Origin of the sequence: Methylobacterium sp. DB0501 (genome assembly GCF_011043735.1) — a bacterium.
Taxonomy (GTDB): Bacteria; Pseudomonadota; Alphaproteobacteria; order Rhizobiales; family Beijerinckiaceae; genus Methylobacterium; species Methylobacterium alsaeris.
The window spans coordinates 184,529-203,454 of record NZ_JAAKGV010000002.1; the positions used below are offsets into that span (position 1 = coordinate 184,529).

Here is an 18,926-nt window from a genome sequence, read left to right on the forward strand (position 1 = left end):
ACCGAGGGGTCAGCCCCGCCGCTCACATCGCCGTCGGCCGGCCGGCCGCCACCACCAGCAGCTTGCCGTCGCCCAGCGTCCGGGCCGCCGCGCGGCGGATATCGTCCTGCGTCACCGCGCCGATCAGCCCGTTGCGGCGGGCGATGTAGTCGATCCCGAGGCCCTCGAAGGCGATCTGCACCAGCTGGTGGGCGATCTTGGTCGAGGTGTCGAAGCCGAGCGCGTAGGAGCCGGTGAGGTAGTCCTTGGCCTTCTGCAACTCGTCGTCGGAGGGGCCGTCGCCGGTCAGGCGCGCGATCTCGTCGGCGATCACCGTCAGGCACTCGGCGACGCGCTCGTTCTTCGTCGCGGTGTAGCCCCAGGTCATCGAGGCGGCGCGGTGGCTCACCAGCGAGGTGCCGACCGAGTAGGCGAGGCCGCGCTTCTCGCGCACCTCCTGGAACAGCCGCGACGTGAAGGCGCCGCCGCCCAGGATGTGGTTGAGCACGTAGGCCGGAATGAAGTCGGGATCGCGCCACGGCACGCCGTCGGTGCCGAAGCGCAGGACCGATTGCGGCACGTCGAGATCGACGACGATGCGCCGGCCCAAGCCCGTGATCCGGGTCGCCGGCACCGCGGTCAGCGCGCCGCCCTCCGGCAGGGCGCCGAAGGCGGCGTCGAGGGCGCGCAGCAGCGCCTCCTCGTCGATCGCGCCGACGGCCGCGACCTTGACCCGGCCGCGGGCGATGAGCCGCCGGTGCATCGCCACGAGGTCGTCGCGGGAGATCGACGACACGCTCTCGATCGTGCCGGACGAGGGCCGGCCGTAGGGATGGCCCGGATAGGCTTCCGAGAAGAAGCGGCGCGAGGCCATCACGCCGGGGTCGTTCTGCTGATAGCGCAGGCCGGCGAGCATCTGCGCCCGCACCCGCTCGATCGCCGCCTGGTCGAAGCGCGGCTGGGCCAGCGCCAGGGCGAGCAGCTCGATTGCCTCGTCGGCGTGCTTGACCAGCATCTTGAGCGAGCCGCCGATCGCGTCCGGCCCGGCATGAAAGCTCAGCTCGATGGCGCGGGCGGCCAGCCGCTCCTGGAAGGCGTCGGAATCGTGCGGGCCGGCGCCCTCGTCGAGGAGGCGGGCCAGCATCTGGGCGGTGCCGGCCTTGCCCTCGGGATCCTGCGCGGCGCCGCCCTCGAAGGTGAAGGCGAGCGCGATCAACGGGACGATCGGCGACGCGACGTGCCAGGCCTCGATGCCGCGGGCGGACAGGACGGCGTGCGCCTGGGTCGGGGAGGAAGGGGACGCCGGGGCGGCGGTGCTGCGGGAGACGGCGTCGGCCGGGGTCATGAGGACCTCTTGTTGTGGTCGCAATCGATAGGGGACCGCCCGGCGGCGCGGGCGCGCCCCGGGGCGGCGTCAGGATGCCGGGATCAGGCGGAGGCGGGGGCCTTGGTCAGGTAGCCGGTGACCGAGCGGGCCGGCACCAGATAGCGCTCGGCGGCCGCCGCGAGGCGCGAGGCCTGCACCGCCTCGATCTCGGACGGCCAGCGCCGCACCTCCTCGATGCTCTCGCCGATGGCGAGCGCCGAGCCGAAGATGCGGGCGAGCGAGGACTGGCTGTCGGAAGAATAGACCGTCTCGGCGACGAGCCGGGTCTTCGCCCGCTCGATCGCGTCGGCCGACAGGGCCTCGGAGGGCGCGCGGGCCAGCGCCCGGTCGAGGGCCTCCTCCAGCTTCTCCAGGCTCACGCCCTCCGCCGGCACGGCGTAGACCGAGAAGCGGGTGTCGTCGATCGCCGAGCCCATGTACCAGGCGCCGGCATTCACTGCGACGCCCTGCTCCAGCACCAGGCTGCGATAGAGGTAGGAGGTCGGCCCGCCGCCCAGCACCTCGGCCAGGAGTTCCAGGGCGTGGCTCTCGCCGTCGCGGGCGGTCATGCAGGACGGGGTGAGGTAGAGCCGCTGCAGGGTCGGCTGCTCGACCTTCGGGTCGGCGACGCTGAGGCGGCGCGCCGCCCGCGGCTCCGGCTCCCGCGGCCGCACCCGCTGCGGCCGGGCGCCGCGCGGCGTCACCACGCCGTAGGTATCGTCGGCGAGCCGCCGGACCTCGTCGGCGGTCACGTCGCCGGCCACCACCAGGATGGCGTTCTCCGGGGTGTAGAAGCGGCGGTAATAGTCGAGGGCGTGGGTGCGGTTCAGCTCCTCGATCTCGTGCATCCAGCCGATGATCGGGATGCCGTAGGGGTGGTGCACGAACAGCGAGGCCGCCATCGCCTCGGAGAGCTGGGCCGCCGGGTCGGTCTCGACCCGCATCCGGCGCTCCTCCAGCACCACGTCGCGCTCGGGCGCCACCACGGCGTCGTCGAGGATCAGGCCGGTCATCCGGTCCGCCTCGAAGCTCATCATGGTCTTGAGGTTCTCGCGGGCGACGCGCTGGAAGTAGGCGGTGTAGTCGAACGACGTGAAGGCGTTCTCCTGGCCCCCCAAGCTCGATACCGCCTTCGAGAAGGCGCCGACCGGATGGGTCTCGGTGCCCTTGAACATCAGGTGCTCGAGGAAGTGGGCGATGCCCGACTGACCGAGCGGATCGTCGGCCGAGCCGTTGCGGTACCACACCATGTGGGTCACGACGGGCGCACGGTGGTCGGGGACCACCACCACGTCGAGGCCGTTGTCGAGCACGAAGGACGCCACTTCGGGACCGCCCGCCTCCGCACGGCCGAAGGGCGCCGCGTCGGTGCGCAGGGTGGCGCTGACGGGGCAGACGAGGCCGGGGGCGGGGCGCATCCTGACTGGGGGCATCCTGATCTACCTTAGCCGGATGGCCGGATCGGCCACCCGTGTTGGATCGTGAACCGGCTCACTTAAGGGAGGCTTGCGGCTCATGCGAGTCACGGGCCAGCGGAAGGTCGAGCCGGCCGGCGGGCCGGCCACCGGGGTCGCCAGCCGTTAGAGACCCTGTTCTAGAGCATTTTGTGGCAGGTGGGACCCGAAGACTGCCGAGAAATGCGTGGCACGCAGGTCTGGCCTGGGTTCCCGCAGTCGAAGCGTGGCCTGAAAATGTCGGTGAAGCTTGGTCGACCTGCCGGAAAATCAATGCTCGCCCTGGCAGGTCGCGCAGCTCTGCGTCCCGAGCGGATCTCGCCGGGCCCGGGCCCGGGCCGAGGTGGCGACCGGGCACGAAAAACCCCGGGCCGCTGGTGCGGCCCGGGGCGAAAGATCCGGCTCGGATCTCGGAAACGTTACTGGCGCGAGCGCAGGTAGGCGCCCGGATCGGCCTGCTCGCGGTCGCTGATCATCGCGTTCGGACCGCGCTCGCTGCGGGCGAGCTTGCCGTTCGGCGGCTTGCGGTAGCCGGTCGGCGGCTCGGTCAGGGTGTCGCGGCTCGGCTCCACGTCGGGGAGGTTGACGTCGTCGCCCTTCTTGCCGGCGAAGAGCTGCATCGGGTTGAGCCAGAACGACTCCTTGACGTTGTCGCCGGGCTTGTAGGTCGGCTCCGTCGTCAGGCTGGCGCCCTCGCGCCGGCCGGCCCGCATCTCCTGGATCGGCAGCGTGGCGTTGTTGTCGCTCATCCGGCCGCCATAGCCGCGGGTGATCGGCTTGCGGTCCTCGGCGGCGCGGCGCTCGCGGGCGCGGGTCTCGGGGTCGGTCGGCCATTGCGGGTTGGCCTCGCGCACGGCGCGGCGGTCGACCGGCGGCGGCAGGGCGGCCTTGTCCATATGCGGCGGCAGCACCAGGGGCGCGCGCTCGCGATAGGTGATGGTCGGCCGCTCGGGCTCGATCAGGCCGATCGACGACAGGGCGTTCTTCATCGCGACGCCCTCCTGGGCGTGCGCGCCGGCCGGAACCGCGAGGCCCGCGACCGTCACCGCGGCGAATATCGTGCGCTTGTCGAGCATGCTGGCCCCCTGCCTGTTCCGCCCCCTGCTTGTGAGCTTGGGTGGTGGCGGTTTCGGGCGAAGGTATGGCGTGGCCGTATCGGGACGCAACGCCGGGGGGCGGCGTTGCGTCCGCGACACACACGAGTTTTCAGGTTCGCTCGCCGGTTGCCGGCGCGCGGCGGCGCTCCAGCACCAGCCCGTCATAGAGGAGCCCGACCACCCCGAAGACGATGCCGGCATCGGCGACGTTGAACACGTACCAGGACCAGGCGCCGACATGGAGGTGGACGAAGTCGAACACCGCCCCGTAGGCCGCCCGGTCGATGGCGTTGCCGATCGCCCCGCCGACGATGAGGCCCAGCGACCCGGCGAGCCAGCGGCTGCCGGCCCGGGCCATCCAGATCGACAGCGCGACCGACGCGACCAGCGACACCCCGACGAGCAGCCAGCGCCCGAGCGCCGAATCCTGCTGGAACAGCCCGTAGGAGACGCCGCGGTTCCACACCACGATCAGCTGCGCGAAAGGAGCGAGCACCACCGGCTCGCGCAGGGGCAGGTCGGCGACGAACAGCAGGCCGAGCTTCGTCGCCTGGTCGAGGACCAGGGTGACGAGCGCGACCAGCAACCCGAAGGGGAGGGGACGCATTCCGTTTTCCTCGCCCGCTTCCTCGCCCCTTACTCGGCGGCCTCGGCGTGGAGCGCGTCCCACTCGCGCAGGGCCTGCGCGTCGCGGGGCGTCACGTCCGGATAGTCCGGGTCGCTGCCGACGCTGTCCAGCACCTTCCACGAGCGGGCGCATTTGCGCCCTTCGGCCGGGGCCGGTACCACCGCGACGCCCTTGACCTCGTCGAGCCGGAAGGCCTCGGCCGGGCCGTCGCCGGCCGCGACCGCGATCCGCGAGGTGATGCAGACCTCCGCGAAGTCGATCCCGTCGAGGCTCGCCAGCAGCTCCGGATCGGACACGAAGACCGTCGGCGCCGCCTCCAGGCTCGCGCCGATGCGCTTGGCCGCGCGCTCGATCTCGAGCGCGCCCGTCACCACCCGGCGCACCCGGCGGATCTTGGCCCAGTTCTTCGCCAGGGCCTCGTCTCGCCAGGACGCGGGCGTCGCCGGCAGGGTCTCGGTATGGACCGAGGCGGTCTCGGAGGGATAGCGCGCGAGCCAGGCCTCTTCCGCCGTGAAGGCGAGGACCGGGGCGAGCCACACCGTGACGCGCCGGAACACCTCGTCGACCACGGTGAGCGCGGCCCGCCGGGTCTGCGACGAGATCGGATCGCAGTAGAGCGCGTCCTTGCGCACGTCGAAGTAGAACGACGACAGGTCGCCGGTCATGAAGCCGTTGAGGAGCGCCACCACGCGCTTCGTGTCGAAGGTGCGGAAGGCGTCGCGGATCTCGGTGTCCAGCTCGGCGAGGCGGTGCAGGATGAACCGCTCCAGCTCCGGCATGTCCTCCGGGGCGACGCGGTCCTCGGGCCGGTGATGGGCGAGCGTGCCCAGCATCCAGCGCAGCGAGTTGCGCAGCTTGCGGTAGGTCTCCGAGAAGGTCTTGATGATCTCCGGGCCGATGCGCAGGTCGTCGGTATAGTCCGAGGCCGCCACCCACAGGCGCAGGATGTCGGCGCCCGAGCCCTTGATCACGTCCTGCGGCGCGACGACGTTGCCCTTCGACTTCGACATCTTCTCGCCCTTGGGGTCGAGGACGAAGCCGTGGGTCAGCACCACGTCGTAGGGCGCGCGGTCGCGGGTGCCGCAGGATTCGAGCAGCGAGGAATGGAACCAGCCGCGGTGCTGGTCCGAACCCTCGAGATACATCACCGTGTCGGTCCCGCCGTCGCGGCGGCGGCGGATGCCGGAAAGGCCCGGGAAGGCCTCGGGGTCGTCCAGCGTGAAGGCGTGGGTCGAGCCGGAATCGAACCACACGTCGAGGACGTCGGTCACCTTCTCGTAAGCGGCCGGGTCGTGCTCGGGCGCCAGGAACCGGGCGCCGTCGGCATCGGTGAACCAGGCATCCGCCCCCTCCGCCGCGAAGGCGGCGTGGATGCGCTCATTGACCTTGTCGTCGCGCAGGATGTCGCCGGTCTCGCGGTGGACGAAGACCGTGATCGGCACGCCCCAGGCGCGCTGGCGCGACACCACCCAGTCGGGCCGGTTGGCGATCATGCCGGTGATGCGGTTCTGGCCCTGCGGCGGCACCCACTGGGTCACGGCGATCTCGCGCAAGGCCACGTCGCGCAAGGTCGCGCCGTTCAGCGTCGCCACCGGCTTGTCGAGGGCGATGAACCATTGCGGCGTGTTGCGGAAGATGACCGGCTTCTTCGAGCGCCAGGAATGCGGGTAGCTGTGCTTGAGCGTGCCGCGGCCGACCAGGGTCCCGGCGGCGGTCAGCGCCGCGATCACCGCCTTGTTGGCGTTGCCCTTCTGGCCCTTCTCGTCGAGGACGCGGGTGCCGGTGAGGCCCGGCGCGGCCTCGGTCAGCACGCCGTCGGCATCGACCGTATAGGGGATCGCGGTCTCGATGCCGCGCTCGCGCAAAGCCCGCCCGTTCGCCATCCAGACCTCGAAATCCTCGCGGCCGTGGCTCGGCGCCGTGTGGACGAAGCCCGTACCGGCCTCGTCCGTGACATGCTCGCCCTCCAGCATCGGCACGGCATGAGCGTAGCCGTCGTTCCAGGCGGCCAGGGGATGCGCCAGGGTTACGCCGGCGAGGTCGTCGGCCGAGACGTCGCTCAGTCGCTCGAAGGACTCGACGCGCGCTGCCTTGAAGACGTCGCTCGCCAGTTTGTCAGCAACAACGTAACGAACACCAGGTTGAGACCAGTTCTCTTGAGGAGCAGCAACGACACGATACAGTCCGTAAGACACTTTTTTGGAATAGGCGACGGCCCGGTTGGCCGGGATCGTCCAGGGAGTGGTGGTCCAGATGACGACGCGTGCGTCCTCAAGGTCGGAGGCGGTCTTCGACGCGACGACCGGGAAGGCGGCCCAGATCGTGTCGCTGACGTGGTCCTCGTACTCGACCTCGGCCTCGGCGAGCGCAGTCTTCTCGACCACCGACCACATCACCGGCTTCGAGCCGCGATAGAGCTGGCCGGTGGTGGCGAAGGTCATCAGCTCGCGGGCGATCGCGGCCTCGGCCGGGTAGGCCATGGTCAGGTAGGGATGGTCCCAGTCGCCGGTGACGCCGAGGCGCTTGAACTCCTCGCGCTGCACCGACAGCCAGTGCTCGGCGAAGGTCCGGCACTCGCGCCGGAACTCGACCACCGGCACCTCGTCCTTGTTGCGGCCGGCGGCGCGGTACTGCTCCTCGATCTTCCACTCGATCGGCAGGCCGTGGCAATCCCAGCCCGGGACGTAGTTGGCGTCCTGGCCGAGGGCGCCCTGCGTGCGGACGACGATGTCCTTCAGGATCTTGTTGAGCGCCGTGCCGATATGGATGTGGCCGTTGGCGTAGGGAGGGCCGTCGTGGAGCACGAATTTCGGCCGCCCGGCCGCCGCCTCGCGGATGCGGGCATAGAGGTTCGTGCGCGCCCAGCGCTCCAGGATCTCCGGCTCGCGCTGCGGCAGGCCGGCCCGCATCGGGAACTCGGTGACCGGCAGGAACAGGGTCTCGGAATAGTCGCGCCCGGCAGCGGGCTTGTGCTCGGTCATGGTGGTCAAGGCTCGTCTGGGGCGCGGACGCGCGGCCCTTGAGGAATCGCAGCGAAACGGCAGCAACCCGGCCTTCCGCGCGGCCGCGAGCGGCCCTCAGGCGGAAGCCGGGCTCGTAATTCGCCGGATGGCGACGCGGCGCGGGTGCGATTCGGTCATCCGGCGCTTCTAGCAGCGGCGGGCGGGCGGGGGAAGCGGGGTGATGGGACCGGGAGGCCCTGGCCGTCCGCTCGCCGTATGAGGGATGGTAGCGTTGCGTCGAGCACGACGCCGTGCCGTGCGTAAGGTGTCCCGCATGCGCGAGCCCTCCTCGATCCTGAAGCCTGTCCGCCCCGCGATGATGCGCCTCACCGCGCTCGAGCCCGCCGCGAACCCGTTGCTTGCGGAAGCCGAACGGCACGGCACCGCATTCATGCGCCGCCTGTTCCTGGAATGGGACGCGGGAGCCAATCGCTTCGACCGTCCGGGCGAGATCATCCTGGGAGCTTGGCAGGACGACCGCCTCGTCGGCCTCGGCGGCCTGAACCGCGATCCCTACGTGGCGGAGGACGACGTCGGCCGCTTGCGGCACGTCTATGTGCTCGCGTCGCACCGGAGCCTCGGCGTCGGTGCCCTGCTGGTGCGGCATCTCCTGCGGGACGCGGAGGGACATTTCCGGATCGTGCGCCTGCGCGCGGCCTTGCCGGAATCGGCGGCGTTCTACCGGCGGCTCGGCTTCATGGAATGCGGCGACCCGGCCGCCACGCACGTCATCCCCGTGCCACCCAGCCCATAACCCACGACACCGTCCCCGCCTCGACCATCACCATCACGCCAATCCCGACCAGCACGACCGGCGTCGCGAACCGGCCGATCCGGCGGATCGGGGCGCCGAGGGCCGGGTGATGCACGAGCCAGTGGGCGAGGCCGAGCCAGACGGCCACCATCACGGCGAAGACGGCGACGAACAGGACCAGCCGGGGGGCCGGGCTGGTGGCGAAGACCGGCGTGTAGATGCCGAGATTGTCGCCGCCATTGGCGATGGTCACGCCGGCGACCGCGACGGCCTTGCCGACCGAGGCGGGGCCGGTCGAGGCCTCCTCCCCGTCGTTTTCTCGAACGGCGAGGAGGCGGGAGACGCCGAGGGCGATCGGGACGAGGCCGAGCAGCCCGAGCCAAGCGGGCGCCACCACCAGGGACAGGAGCGCGCCGGCAAGCGAGGCCAGCACCAGGGCGGCGATGCCGAGGTACTGGCCGATCACGATCTGGCGCGGCCGGTAGCGCGGATCGGAGAAGAGGCCGATCAGGACGACGATGTCGTCGATGTTGGTCGAGGCGAAGAGGGTGACCGCCACGCCCAAGCTTGCCAGGTGCTCCATCATCGTCGTCCGCCGACGGCCGGAACGGGTGGGCGCGTCGCGCGGTTGACCGGGAGCATCATCGATCCAGGGGGTCTGCCATGCGGATGCTGCTTCCCGTCCTCGCGCTCGCGACCCTGATGGCGGCGCCCGTCGCGGCCCGCGAGGTCCGCTCGCCGCCGCGGCCCGTGCCGGAGGACGTCGACGCCACCGGCTCCGTCACGCCCACCGACCCGCTGCTGATCCCCGACGAGGATGGTCGCACCCAGCGGCGGGCGAAACGCCCGCGCGGGCGGGACGCCGACGAGGCGCCGATCCGCGAGTTCATCCCGGAATAGCCGGGTCGCCCCGGCCGAGTCAGCCGAGCATCGAGGCCGTGCGGTCCTCGGCCAGCATGCGACGCGCTTCCGCCGCGTCCTCGTGCATGCGGGCGACCAGGGCTTCCGCGCTGTCGAAGCGGGCCTCGCCGCGGATGTATCCGACGAACTCGACCGCGATGCGCCGGCCGTAGAGGTCGCCGGAAAAGTCGAACAGGTAGGTCTCCAGCAGCGGCGCGCCGTCGTCGAAGGTCGGGCGGCGGCCGTAGCTCGCGACCCCGTCGCGCACGCTGCCATCCGCGAGCCGGGCGCGCACCGCGTAGATGCCGTGGGCCAGCGCACAGGCTTCGAGCGCCACGTTGGCGGTCGGGAAGCCGAGGGTGCGGCCGCGCTTGTCGCCGTGGCGCACCTCGCCCTCGACGAACCAGCGATAGCCGAGGAGGTGGTTGGCGGTCGCCACGTCGCCGGCCTCGAGCGCCGCCCGGATCGCGCTCGACGAGACCGGCGCCTCGCCGCCGCCCGCCGCCACCGCCGGCACGATCCGGCAGGCGAGGCCGTTCTCGGCGCAGAGCGCCTCCAGCATCGCCGGGGTGCCCTCGCGGCCGCGGCCGAAATGGAAGTCGTGCCCGATCACCACGCCGGACAGGCCGAGCTCGCCCTTGAGCGTGTCGGCGACGAAGGCCGCCGCGCCCGTGCCGGCGAGCGCCGCATCGAAGCGGCGCACGAAGGCGCCGTCGACGCCGAGGCGCTGCAGCACCGCGAGCTTCTCCGCCTCGCCGGTGAGGCGGAACATCGTCGCGTCGGGGGAGAAGAAGGCGCGGGGATGCGGCTCGAAGGTCAGCACCGCGCTCGGGCGGCCGAGCTGCGCCGCCATCCCGCGCACCGCCGCGATCAGGGCGCGGTGGCCCTGGTGGATGCCGTCGAAATTGCCGAGCGCGGCGACCGCGCCGCGCAGTCCCTCCGGTACCGGCTCGCCGTCGCGGTGGACGGGGAGGGACGCGACGGGGCGCGGGGCGGTCTCGTCGCGCGGCATGCGGGTCCTTGGGCAGTGAGCAGGCGGGGAGAGGTCTCGAAGGCGGCCGGACCCTGTCGAAATCCGCCTCGTGGGTCAAGCCGGATGCGGGCCGCCGGGGAGGGCCCCCGCACCCGCTGCGGCTTTAACCGGTTCGCAAGGGGGGGAGATCTACAAGCTGGGAACAGAGGAGCCGTCCGGCGCCTCGCCTCATGATCCAAGCGGGTTTCGTCGCGCACGGGGATGTGTCGCGCCCGCGAACGGAGCCGTAAGCCATGGCCCTTGACCTCGGCATGCCGATCCTCGTGGTGGACGATTACCAGACGATGGTCCGCATCATCCGCAACCTGCTGAAGCAGCTCGGCTTCGAGGATGTCGACGACGCCTCGGACGGCACCGGCGCCCTGGCGAAGCTGAAGACGAAGAAGTACGGCCTCGTGATCTCCGACTGGAACATGGAGCCGATGACCGGCTACGAGCTCCTGCGCCACGTCCGGGCCGATGACGCCCTGCGCACCACGCCGTTCATCATGGTCACCGCCGAGTCGAAGACCGAGAACGTCATCGCCGCCAAGAAGGCCGGCGTGAACAACTACATCGTGAAGCCCTTCAACGCCCAGACGCTGAAGACCAAGATCGAGGCGGTCTGCGGCGCCTGACGCCGAGGGCTCGGCGAGCCTTCCGGACGCGGGGGATTCCGACCGCCGGAGCCGAGAGTTCGGCTCACCGGCCTGTCGGGCCCCGCGATCCGAGCCAGGGACAACCAAATCCGCGGGGGAGCGACCACGTGCTCAGGCAGATGACGGCGGGACCGCGCTCCGCTCTCTCCCGGCTGCTCGGAGGCAAGACGTCGATGGGTCGCACGAGCAACGTCCCACCAGCCAGGGAGGCGGTGCCGGTGACCGAGCTGATCGAGATTGCCGACTACATTACCAAGCTCAAGCGGGGCATCGCGGCGCTTCGGGCACAGGAGCTGACCCGCGACCGCATCCCGATGGCGCATGACGAACTCGGCAGCGTCGTCGCCGCCACGGCGAGCGCCACCAACCGCATCATGGAATCGGCGGAGGCGATGCTCGCCATCGAGGCCAGAACCCTCGACGAGTACCGCGCCAAGGTCGAGGCCCATATCGGCGACATCTTCGAGGCCTGCACCTTCCAGGACATTACCGGCCAGCGCATCTCCAAGGTGGTCGACGCCCTGGGCCAGCTCGAGAAGCGCCTGTCGCAATTCTCGACGGTGGTGAACGTGCGCGACGGCGAGGCCGAGCACGATCCCGAGGAGGCGCGCCGCAAGGCCCGCGCCGAGACCCTGATGCTCAACGGGCCGCAGCTGAAGGGACCGGCAACGCCGCAGGACGCGATCGACGCCCTATTCTCCTGAGGCTTCTTCCTGCGCGATCTGAGTCCGGGATGCGGCCGCCGCAAGCCCCGGACGTCGCGCGTGGCCTTACCAGCGCAGCAGATCGATCACGCCGTCGGGATGCACGGACTGGGCGCTGAGCCACTCGGCGATGTCGCCGATCGGCGCGCCGGCATCCACGCCGAGCTCCTCGGCGTGGATGCCGCGGGCGACCAGCAGCGAGGCGATGCCGAAGGCCCGCGCGCCGGCGATGTCGGTGCGGATCGCGTCGCCGACCGCGAGCACCCGGCCGCGGGGGAGGGGGGCGCCGCCGTCGAGGCCTTCCGCCGTCGCGAGGGCCGCCTCGTAGACCGGGACATGCGGCTTGCCGGCATAGACGACCTGGCCGCCCATTTCCTCGTACAAGGCCGCCACCGCGCCGGCGCAGGGGATCAGCCGCTCGCCGCGCTCGACCACGAGGTCGGGGTTGGCGCAGATCAGCGTGACGCCGCCGGCCGCCCAGGGTTCGAGCCGGGCGCGGTAATCCGCCGCCGTCTCGATCTCGTCGTCGAGGAGTCCGGTCACGACCACGTGGGCCGCCCCGTCCGGGCCGGAGCGGGTCAAGTCGAGGCCATCGAAGATCGGCAGGTCGCGGTCGGGCCCGAGATGGTACATCGGCGCCTCCGCCCGCTCGGCCATGAGCTGGCGGGTGAGGTCGCCCGAGGTGACGATGGTGTCGTAGGCGGTGCGGGGAACGCCGAACCCGTCGAGCTGCGCCAGGACGGCGCTGCCGGGGCGCGGCGCGTTCGAGACCAGCACCACCCGGCGCGGCCGGTCGCCCGGCAGGGCGCGGAAGCGCGTCAGCGCCTCGGCCGCCGCCCGGTGGGCGTGGATGCCGTCATGCAGCACGCCCCAGACGTCGCACAGGATCAGGTCGAACCCCTCGGCGATGCCGGCGATCCCGTTCAGGATCGCCACCTCGCCCGGATGCGCCGCGCGGACCATCTCGGCCATGCCGTGTCTCCCCGTGCTGCGTTGCAGCAGAACGCGCCGCCCGGCTTAAGGGCGGTTCGTCCCGAACGCAACGCCTCTGAAAAGTCTGTTGTGAAATCGTTTACAGGCAAACCCTGCGATTGGATAGGCCCGATCGGGTCGAGGCCGGATCGCATGATGCCGCCCTGCGCACCTCGCGCGACGCGGCCGGACTTCGCGGGCCGACGATCCCGCACGTCCCTCGCCGATCTCCTGCCGCCTCGTTCCATATGACGTCCGATCGATTGCTCGGCGATTGCTGCGCAATCGCCTTCGCCATGCGGAAGTCGGCTTCGCTCACGCGTTTGGAGCCGGAGGCTCCACCGCGCGGGCTGGTGAAACGAGGTCCGAAAAGGGTGAGGCTTGCGAGACTTCGCCAGCCACGGAGCAAGGCCGAGCCGGAATGCTTGCCCTACAGGAATGCCATCCGGTCGACGTCGACGAGGCCGCGATCGGTGATCTTCAGGTGCGGGATCACCGGCAGCGGCAGGAACGCGACCTGCAGGAACGGCTCCGGCAGGGTGCAGCCGAGCCGCCGCGCGGCGTCGCGCAACGGGGGCAGGGCGTCGCGCACCGCCTCGAAGGGCAGGTCGCTCATCAGCCCGGCGATCGGCAGCGCCAGCTCGGCCAGGATCCCGGTCCCGTCGGCCACCACGAAGCCGCCCTGCAGGTCGATCAGCCGGTTGACCGCCCGCGCCATGGACTGGGGATCGGCGCCCACGACGCAGAGATTGTGGCTGTCATGCCCGACCGAGGAGGCGATGGCGCCGCGCGTGAGGCCGAAGCCCTGCACCAGGCCGCGGCCGATGCTGCGGGTGCCGTGGCGCGCCACCACGGCCACCATCGCGACGTCCTGGCCGGGATCCGGCACGGCGGCGAGCGTCAGGCGCCGGTGCTCGGTGATGATGCGCCCGGCGACGACGCCGATCACCGGCGTCTCGCCCGCGGGCGCCGCCACGGCGAGGTCGTCCGCCGCGACCGGCTCGGCCCGCACGCTGCCGCGGCCCGGCGGCGGCGTGATCGTCCGGGCGGCGAACAGGGCCTCGTCGACGAGGCGGCCGGCCGAGATCACCTCCGAGACCGCGCAGGATTCGAGGTCGTCGAGGAGCACGATGTCGGCGCGCTTGCCCGGGGCGATCATGCCGCGGTCGGTGAGGCCGAAGGCGGTGGCGGCGCTGAGCGAGGCGGCCCGGTAGGCGGCGAGCGGCGGCACGCCGAGCGCGATCGCGGTACGGATCAGGTGGTCGAGATGGCCCTCCTCGGCGATGTCGAGGGGGTTGCGGTCGTCGGTGCAGAAGGCGAGGAACGGCGCCGTCCGCTCGGTCAGCAGCGGGGCGAGCGCGTGCAGGTCCTTCGAGACCGAGCCCTCGCGGATCAGCACCGTCATGCCCTTGCGGATCTTCTCCAGCGCCTCCGCGGCGCCCGTCGCCTCGTGGTCGGTGCGGATGCCGGCCGCGGCGTAGGCGTTGAGGGCCGGTCCTGAGAGCAGCGGGGCGTGGCCGTCGATGTGGCGCCCGGCGAAGGCCGCGAGCTTGGCGAGGCAGCCGGACTCGGCCGCGACCACGCCGGGAAAGTTCATGAACTCGGCGAGTCCCAGGGTCCGGGGATGGTCGCGGTACCGGGAGAGGTCGGCGGCCTCGATCCGGGCGCCGGCGCTCTCAAGGTCGGTCGCCGGCACGCAGGACGACAGCTGGACCCGGATGTCCATCACCGTCTCGCCCGCGGCCGCCAGGGCGTAGTCGAAGGCGGGGGTGCCGAGCACGTTGGCGAGTTCGTGCGGGTCCCAGATCACCGTCGTGACGCCGTGAGGCAGCACGCAGCGGTCGAATTCGTGCGGGGTGATGAGGGACGATTCGACGTGCAGGTGGGTGTCGATGAAGCCCGGCACCGCGATGCGCCCGCCAGCCTCGATCACCCGCGCGCCCTCGTAGGTGCCGTAGGTGCCCACCACCGTGTCGCCGCAGATCGCGATGTCGGTCTCGACCAGATCGCCGGTGACGAGGTCGAGGAGGCGGGCGCCGCGGATCACCAGGTCGGCGGGCTCGCGGCCCGCTCCTTGCGCGATCCGGCGGGCGATGGGGTCCGACATCGGAGGCCTTTCTGCTGCGAGGGTCCCCGGTGCCGGGATTACCCGATGCCGGGGCTCCCCATGCTAAGCGGACCCGAACCGCATCGCTACCGACCCTTCGGCCGCCATCCCTCACACCGCCCGGCGCAGCACGTCCCGGAAGGCGCGGCGCACCGGCGGCGGCTCGTCGGCCGGCGGCGTCGGGTCCGGGTTCGGCTCGGGCGCCGGCGGGGCGGGCGGCGAGAGCACCTCGGGCCGCACCACCCGGGGGGGCGAGAACACCGCCCCCTGCGCCAGCGGCAGGTCGAGGTCGATCAGGTCGGGCACGTCGGCCTCGCGCTCGACGCCCTCGGCCACCAGCCGGATCCCGGCCCGGGCCAGGGTGGTGGAGAGTGCCGGGCCGTGCTCGCCGAGCAGGGTCTCGATCTGCACCTTGGCGTAGCTCGCCCCCCGGGCCGCCAGCGACGCCGCGTCGAGGCGAGGCTCCGTGACCCGGTCGACGGCGAGCCCGATCCGCTCGCGCAGGGCGTTGAGCGCCGTCGCCTGCTCGGCGTCGAGGCTGCGCCAGCTGCGCTGCGGCAGTGCCAGGATCAGCCGGCCGGCGAGCTCCGGATGCAGGTCGATGAGGCGGCCGACCGCCCGCAGGAATCCCGGCTCGAACAGCGAGCCCGGGGACAGGGCATAGGCCACCGGGGTCTCGCTGCCGCGATTGGCGAGGTGCTGTCCGATCGCGGTCACGCGGGCGAGCATCAGCCGGTCGAGTTCGGTGGTGCGCCCGTGCCGCTCCAGCACCCGCAGGAACTCGGCGGGCGCCAGCAGGGCGTCGCCGACGCGCAGGCGCGCCAGGGCCTCGTAGAACGCCACCTTGCGCTGCGGCAGGCTGACGATCGGCTGCAGGTGGACCTCGAGCCCCTGCGACAGGGCCGCCAGGATCTCCGCCTCCGGGTGCGACTCGACGGCGGGCTCGGGCACGAAAGGCCGGCGCGGTGCCGGCGCGGCATCGCGCGGCAGGATCGGGTCGGCGGACCACGAGGCCGGAGGCGGCGCCGGCGCACGCTCCGGCTCGTACTGGCGGGGCACGGCGGGAGCCGGGGCGGCCTGGGCGTAGGACGGCACGCCCGGCGCCGGCGCGTCGTCGTAGGGGCGGCCCGGCGGGAACGGCATCGGGGCGGCGTGCATCGGCGCCGCGTGGGAGGCGTAGGCCGGGACGATCTGGCCCGGAAGGTTCGCAGCCGGCGGGGCTTGAACCGGCGGGGCTTGAACCGGGTGGGACGGGGCGGCCGGAGGCTGGACCGGCGTCGCCGGGCCGGGAGCCCCGGCCTTCAGGCGCGTCAGATCCTCGTCCTGGGCCGCCACCGCCATGGCGAGCTCGCGCACGATGCCGCCCAGGAGGCCGATCTCGGCCGTGACCTCGGACAGGCCGTTCTCCAGCGTCGCGTCCGGCGCCGCCGGCGCCTCCCGCTGCTCGAGGGTCAGCAGGCGGCGGGAGAGAAGGTCGATCTCGCCCGACAGCTTCTCGACCTGTCCGGCGAGGCGGCGGGCGCGGCGCAGGGCGAGCGCCGTCGCGACGCCCCCCAGGATCGCGGCAGCGAGCGCGGTTCCGGCCACGGCGCCGAGGACGGGCGTGCCCAGGAAGGCGACGGCGACGCAGAGCCCGCCCGCCAGGAGGCATGAGAGGCTGAGGGCGATCCGGCTCGCCGACGACCCGCCGGCGCGCCGGCCGGTCACGAGGGCCATGGCGATTCCTCTTACGCGTCGAGGACGTGGCGGGTTCCGCGAACACCGGCCTCGACCCCGGTTGTCGCCGAGGCGCCGTTTACTCGCAAGACGCCGCCACGGACTGCCCACGGATTTCGCGGCGCCCTTGTCCAGACGAGGCCTCTACCCGAGATGGCTTGCGCGGCCCTGGTGTGCCGCAGCGGAAACGGAGACAGGCGATGACGGACCGGGCCGGCGAGCGGATGGAACTGTTGATGAAGGTCGAGGGCATGACCTGCCAGGGCTGCGTCGCCGCGGTGACGAAGGCGATCCAGCGCCTCGACCCGGCGGCGCAGGTGGCGGTGGACCTGGGCGCCGGTCGCATCGCCGTCGTCACCGACGCCCAGGCGCTCGACGTGGCCCAGGCCCTCGGCCGGGCCGGCTACGAGGCCGAGGCCATGACCGGGTGACGACGCCCGGTCGCGCCGGCCGGGCGAGCGGGGCCGTCGCGGCGAGGGGTGGAGCGGGGTGGAATCGACCGGCCGAAAGCCCGCTTCCGGGGACAGCGCCCCCGGGCGCCCCGCGCTCTAACGTTCGTTTAAGCCGCCTCTGCGAGGGTTTTCGGAGTTCGCAGTGTAGGGGCGCCGGGGCCGCGAGGTCTCCCGCGCTGGCGTGGCGGTGTGCGTATCAACAGTGCCTTTGCGTCCCTGATCGATGCCCGCCTGGCGGGTCTCGTCCATGATTCCGTCGCGGGCGACCCCGCGGAACGGGGCCGCCACGAGCGGTTCCTGATCTCACGCCTCGCCACCGGCGCGGTGCTGATGGCGATGTTGCCGCCCTACCTGCTGTGGCGCGGCGTTCCGACGCTGGTCGAGGCGGCGGCGGCGGCCTGCCTGGTGCTGCCGGTCGTGGCGGCCCTGCTGCTGGCCCGCACCGGCAACCTCACGCTCGCCCACGGGCTGTCCTCGGCGGCCCTCACCGGGCTCGTCGTCTGCCTGGCGAGCCTCACCGGCGGGCCGACCTCGGCGGCGAGCATCTGGCTGGTGATGATCCCGGTCGAGGCGCTGCTCGCCGGGTCGCACCGGGCCGCCCTGGCGGCTGCCGTTTCCGCGATGCTGGGCGCGGTGGCCGTCGCCCTGATCGAGCCCGACTCGGGCTTCGGCCTGTTCGCCTGGCCGGCGGCCCTGGCGATGCCGGTCTTCGCCATCACGGCGATCTGCCACGTGCTGGCGCTCTCCCGCGAGCACCGCCGGCGCGAGGGCCGCTGGAGCGACCGGCTGAACGCCGCCTCCCTGCGCGACGCCCTGCTGCTCGAGGCCATCGACGACCTCGTCACCTGGCACGACCGCAACGGCAGCGTGCTGCAGGCGAGCCCCGCGGCCCGCTCCTTCACCGGCACGAGCCCGGACGCGCTGGAGGGCCGCGGCCTGTTCAACCGCGTCCACGTCTCGGACCGCCCGGCCTTCCTCACCGCGCTGAGCACCGCCGCCGGGCAGGCCCAGCCGGTGACCGTGCAGTTCCGCCTTCACGCCGCCGGCGAGACCGGCGAGGCCGGCCGCGTGATCTGGGCCGAGATGCGGGCCCACCGGGTCCCGGGCGCGGCGGCGCCGGCGACGCTCGGCGAGGCCGCCGTGGTGGCGGTGACCCGCGACGTCTCGGAGCACCGGCGCCGGGCCGAGGAGCTCGACCAGGCCCGGGCGGCGGCCGAGCGCGCCGACGAGGTCAAGAGCCGGTTCCTCGCCACCGTGAGCCACGAGCTGCGCACGCCGCTCAACGCCATCATCGGCTTCTCCGAGATGCTGGAGTCCGAATCCACCCTGGCGCTGGGCCCCGAGCGGCGGCGGGAATATGCCGGCATCATCCACTCGTCCGGCCGGCACCTGCTCGAGGTGGTCAACGGGCTCCTCGACATGTCGCGGATCCAGAGCGGCAACTTCGACTACGTCCCCGAGCCGTTCGATCTCGCGGGCCTTGCCCGCGGCGTCTGCGACCTGATGCAGATCCGCGCCGACCAGGGCGGGGTGCGCCTGCGGCGCGAGATCGCCCCCGACCTGCCGGAGGTCACCGCCGACCCGCGCGCCTGCCGGCAGATGCTGATCAACCTCCTGTCGAACGCCGTGAAGTTCACTCCCCGCGGCGGCGACGTGACGCTCTCGGTGCGCCGGGCGTTCGACCGGGTCGAGATGGCGGTGGTCGATACCGGCATCGGCATCGCCGAGGCCGACCTGCCGCGCCTCGGCGATCCGTTCTTCCAGGCCGGCCTCGGCGCCGGCGCGGCCTATGGCCGCCCGCACGAGGGCACCGGCCTCGGCCTCTCGGTGGTGCGCGGCCTCGTCGGGCTGCATCACGGCGACCTCGCGGTCGAGAGCAGCCCGTCCTGCGGCACGCGGGTGGTGGTGACCCTGCCGCTCGATTGCCGCGGCGGCCGGGCCATGCCCGGCATCCCGGTGCCGATCCGTACCGGCGCCCTGGGCGGCATGCTCCCGGTCTCCTTCGCGGAGGTGCCCCCCACCATGCGGCTGACCGGCTGACCCCGTGGCGCATCCCTCCCTGGTCCGTTCCAAGGACGACCGAACCAAGCCCGACCGACCGACGGCGAGCCGCTCGAACCCGGA

General features: G+C 72.3%; 16 protein-coding genes. 6 read left to right on the forward strand and 10 right to left on the reverse strand.

What is annotated here, in order from left to right; all coding sequences use genetic code 11:
* Nucleotides 1-22: 22 nt before the first annotated feature.
* The 5 genes from G4G93_RS04700 to ileS form a co-directional block, all read right to left on the reverse strand.
* The gene (locus tag G4G93_RS04700) at nt 23-1,324 is read right to left on the reverse strand and encodes a pitrilysin family protein (RefSeq protein ID WP_165081680.1); all 1,302 of its coding nucleotides are present in this window, start codon (nt 1,322-1,324) and stop codon (nt 23-25) included.
* A gap of 83 nt (nt 1,325-1,407) precedes the next feature.
* Nucleotides 1,408-2,763 (reverse strand): M16 family metallopeptidase, encoded by a 1,356-nt coding sequence (locus G4G93_RS04705; RefSeq protein WP_206289522.1) that lies wholly within the window; start codon nt 2,761-2,763, stop codon nt 1,408-1,410.
* Between the two features lie 455 nt (nt 2,764-3,218).
* Nucleotides 3,219-3,875 carry a hypothetical protein gene (locus tag G4G93_RS04710; protein ID WP_165081684.1) on the reverse strand — a complete coding sequence of 219 codons (657 nt, stop codon included), beginning with the start codon at nt 3,873-3,875 and terminating at the stop codon, nt 3,219-3,221.
* Nucleotides 3,876-4,005: 130 nt separating this feature from the next.
* The gene (gene lspA, locus G4G93_RS04715; RefSeq protein WP_165081686.1) at nt 4,006-4,503 is read right to left on the reverse strand and encodes a signal peptidase II; all 498 of its coding nucleotides are present in this window, start codon (nt 4,501-4,503) and stop codon (nt 4,006-4,008) included.
* Nucleotides 4,504-4,532: 29 nt separating this feature from the next.
* Nucleotides 4,533-7,505: an isoleucine--tRNA ligase gene (gene ileS / locus G4G93_RS04720; protein ID WP_206289523.1), complete on the reverse strand. Its 2,973-nt coding sequence runs from the start codon at nt 7,503-7,505 to the stop codon at nt 4,533-4,535.
* A gap of 295 nt (nt 7,506-7,800) precedes the next feature.
* On the opposite strand from ileS, the gene G4G93_RS04725 reads away from it, so the two are divergent.
* Nucleotides 7,801-8,280, forward strand: a complete 480-nt coding sequence (locus G4G93_RS04725) for a GNAT family N-acetyltransferase (protein WP_165081690.1) — start codon at nt 7,801-7,803, stop codon at nt 8,278-8,280.
* Here G4G93_RS04725 and G4G93_RS04730 read toward each other — a convergent pair.
* Nucleotides 8,255-8,866, reverse strand: a complete 612-nt coding sequence (locus G4G93_RS04730; protein WP_246736545.1) for a cadmium resistance transporter — start codon at nt 8,864-8,866, stop codon at nt 8,255-8,257. The genes G4G93_RS04725 and G4G93_RS04730 overlap by 26 nt on opposite strands.
* A 77-nt stretch (nt 8,867-8,943) precedes the next feature.
* On the opposite strand from G4G93_RS04730, the gene G4G93_RS04735 reads away from it, so the two are divergent.
* A complete protein-coding gene (locus tag G4G93_RS04735) occupies nt 8,944-9,180 on the forward strand; it encodes a hypothetical protein (RefSeq protein WP_165081692.1) in 237 nt (78 codons plus the stop codon).
* A gap of 19 nt (nt 9,181-9,199) precedes the next feature.
* Here the strand turns inward: G4G93_RS04735 and G4G93_RS04740 are convergent, their stop codons facing one another.
* Nucleotides 9,200-10,192 (reverse strand): bifunctional riboflavin kinase/FAD synthetase, encoded by a 993-nt coding sequence (locus G4G93_RS04740; RefSeq protein ID WP_165081694.1) that lies wholly within the window; start codon nt 10,190-10,192, stop codon nt 9,200-9,202.
* A gap of 254 nt (nt 10,193-10,446) precedes the next feature.
* Between G4G93_RS04740 and G4G93_RS04745 the strand changes: the two genes are divergently transcribed.
* Together G4G93_RS04745 and G4G93_RS04750 are read left to right on the forward strand one after the other, a co-directional pair.
* Nucleotides 10,447-10,830, forward strand: coding sequence for a response regulator (locus G4G93_RS04745; protein WP_048452414.1), 384 nt, complete (start codon nt 10,447-10,449; stop codon nt 10,828-10,830).
* Between the two features lie 194 nt (nt 10,831-11,024).
* Nucleotides 11,025-11,555: a protein phosphatase CheZ gene (locus G4G93_RS04750; RefSeq protein ID WP_165081697.1), complete on the forward strand. Its 531-nt coding sequence runs from the start codon at nt 11,025-11,027 to the stop codon at nt 11,553-11,555.
* A gap of 66 nt (nt 11,556-11,621) precedes the next feature.
* Here the strand turns inward: G4G93_RS04750 and G4G93_RS04755 are convergent, their stop codons facing one another.
* From G4G93_RS04755 to G4G93_RS04765, 3 genes are all read right to left on the reverse strand, one after another.
* The gene (locus tag G4G93_RS04755; RefSeq protein ID WP_165081699.1) at nt 11,622-12,527 is read right to left on the reverse strand and encodes a TIGR01459 family HAD-type hydrolase; all 906 of its coding nucleotides are present in this window, start codon (nt 12,525-12,527) and stop codon (nt 11,622-11,624) included.
* A 430-nt stretch (nt 12,528-12,957) separates the two neighbouring features.
* Nucleotides 12,958-14,634: an adenine deaminase gene (gene ade / locus G4G93_RS04760; RefSeq protein ID WP_165081701.1), complete on the reverse strand. Its 1,677-nt coding sequence runs from the start codon at nt 14,632-14,634 to the stop codon at nt 12,958-12,960.
* A 111-nt stretch (nt 14,635-14,745) separates the two neighbouring features.
* Entirely contained in the window at nt 14,746-16,350 is a 1,605-nt protein-coding gene (locus G4G93_RS04765; protein ID WP_165081703.1) for an EAL domain-containing protein, read from the reverse strand.
* Nucleotides 16,351-16,550: 200 nt separating this feature from the next.
* Here G4G93_RS04765 and G4G93_RS04770 point away from each other — a divergent pair, with 200 nt between their 5' ends.
* Nucleotides 16,551-16,781 (forward strand): heavy-metal-associated domain-containing protein, encoded by a 231-nt coding sequence (locus G4G93_RS04770; protein WP_246736546.1) that lies wholly within the window; start codon nt 16,551-16,553, stop codon nt 16,779-16,781.
* A 210-nt stretch (nt 16,782-16,991) separates the two neighbouring features.
* Nucleotides 16,992-18,842 (forward strand): PAS domain-containing sensor histidine kinase, encoded by a 1,851-nt coding sequence (locus G4G93_RS04775; protein ID WP_165081705.1) that lies wholly within the window; start codon nt 16,992-16,994, stop codon nt 18,840-18,842.
* The last annotated feature ends 84 nt before the right edge of the window (nt 18,843-18,926 follow it).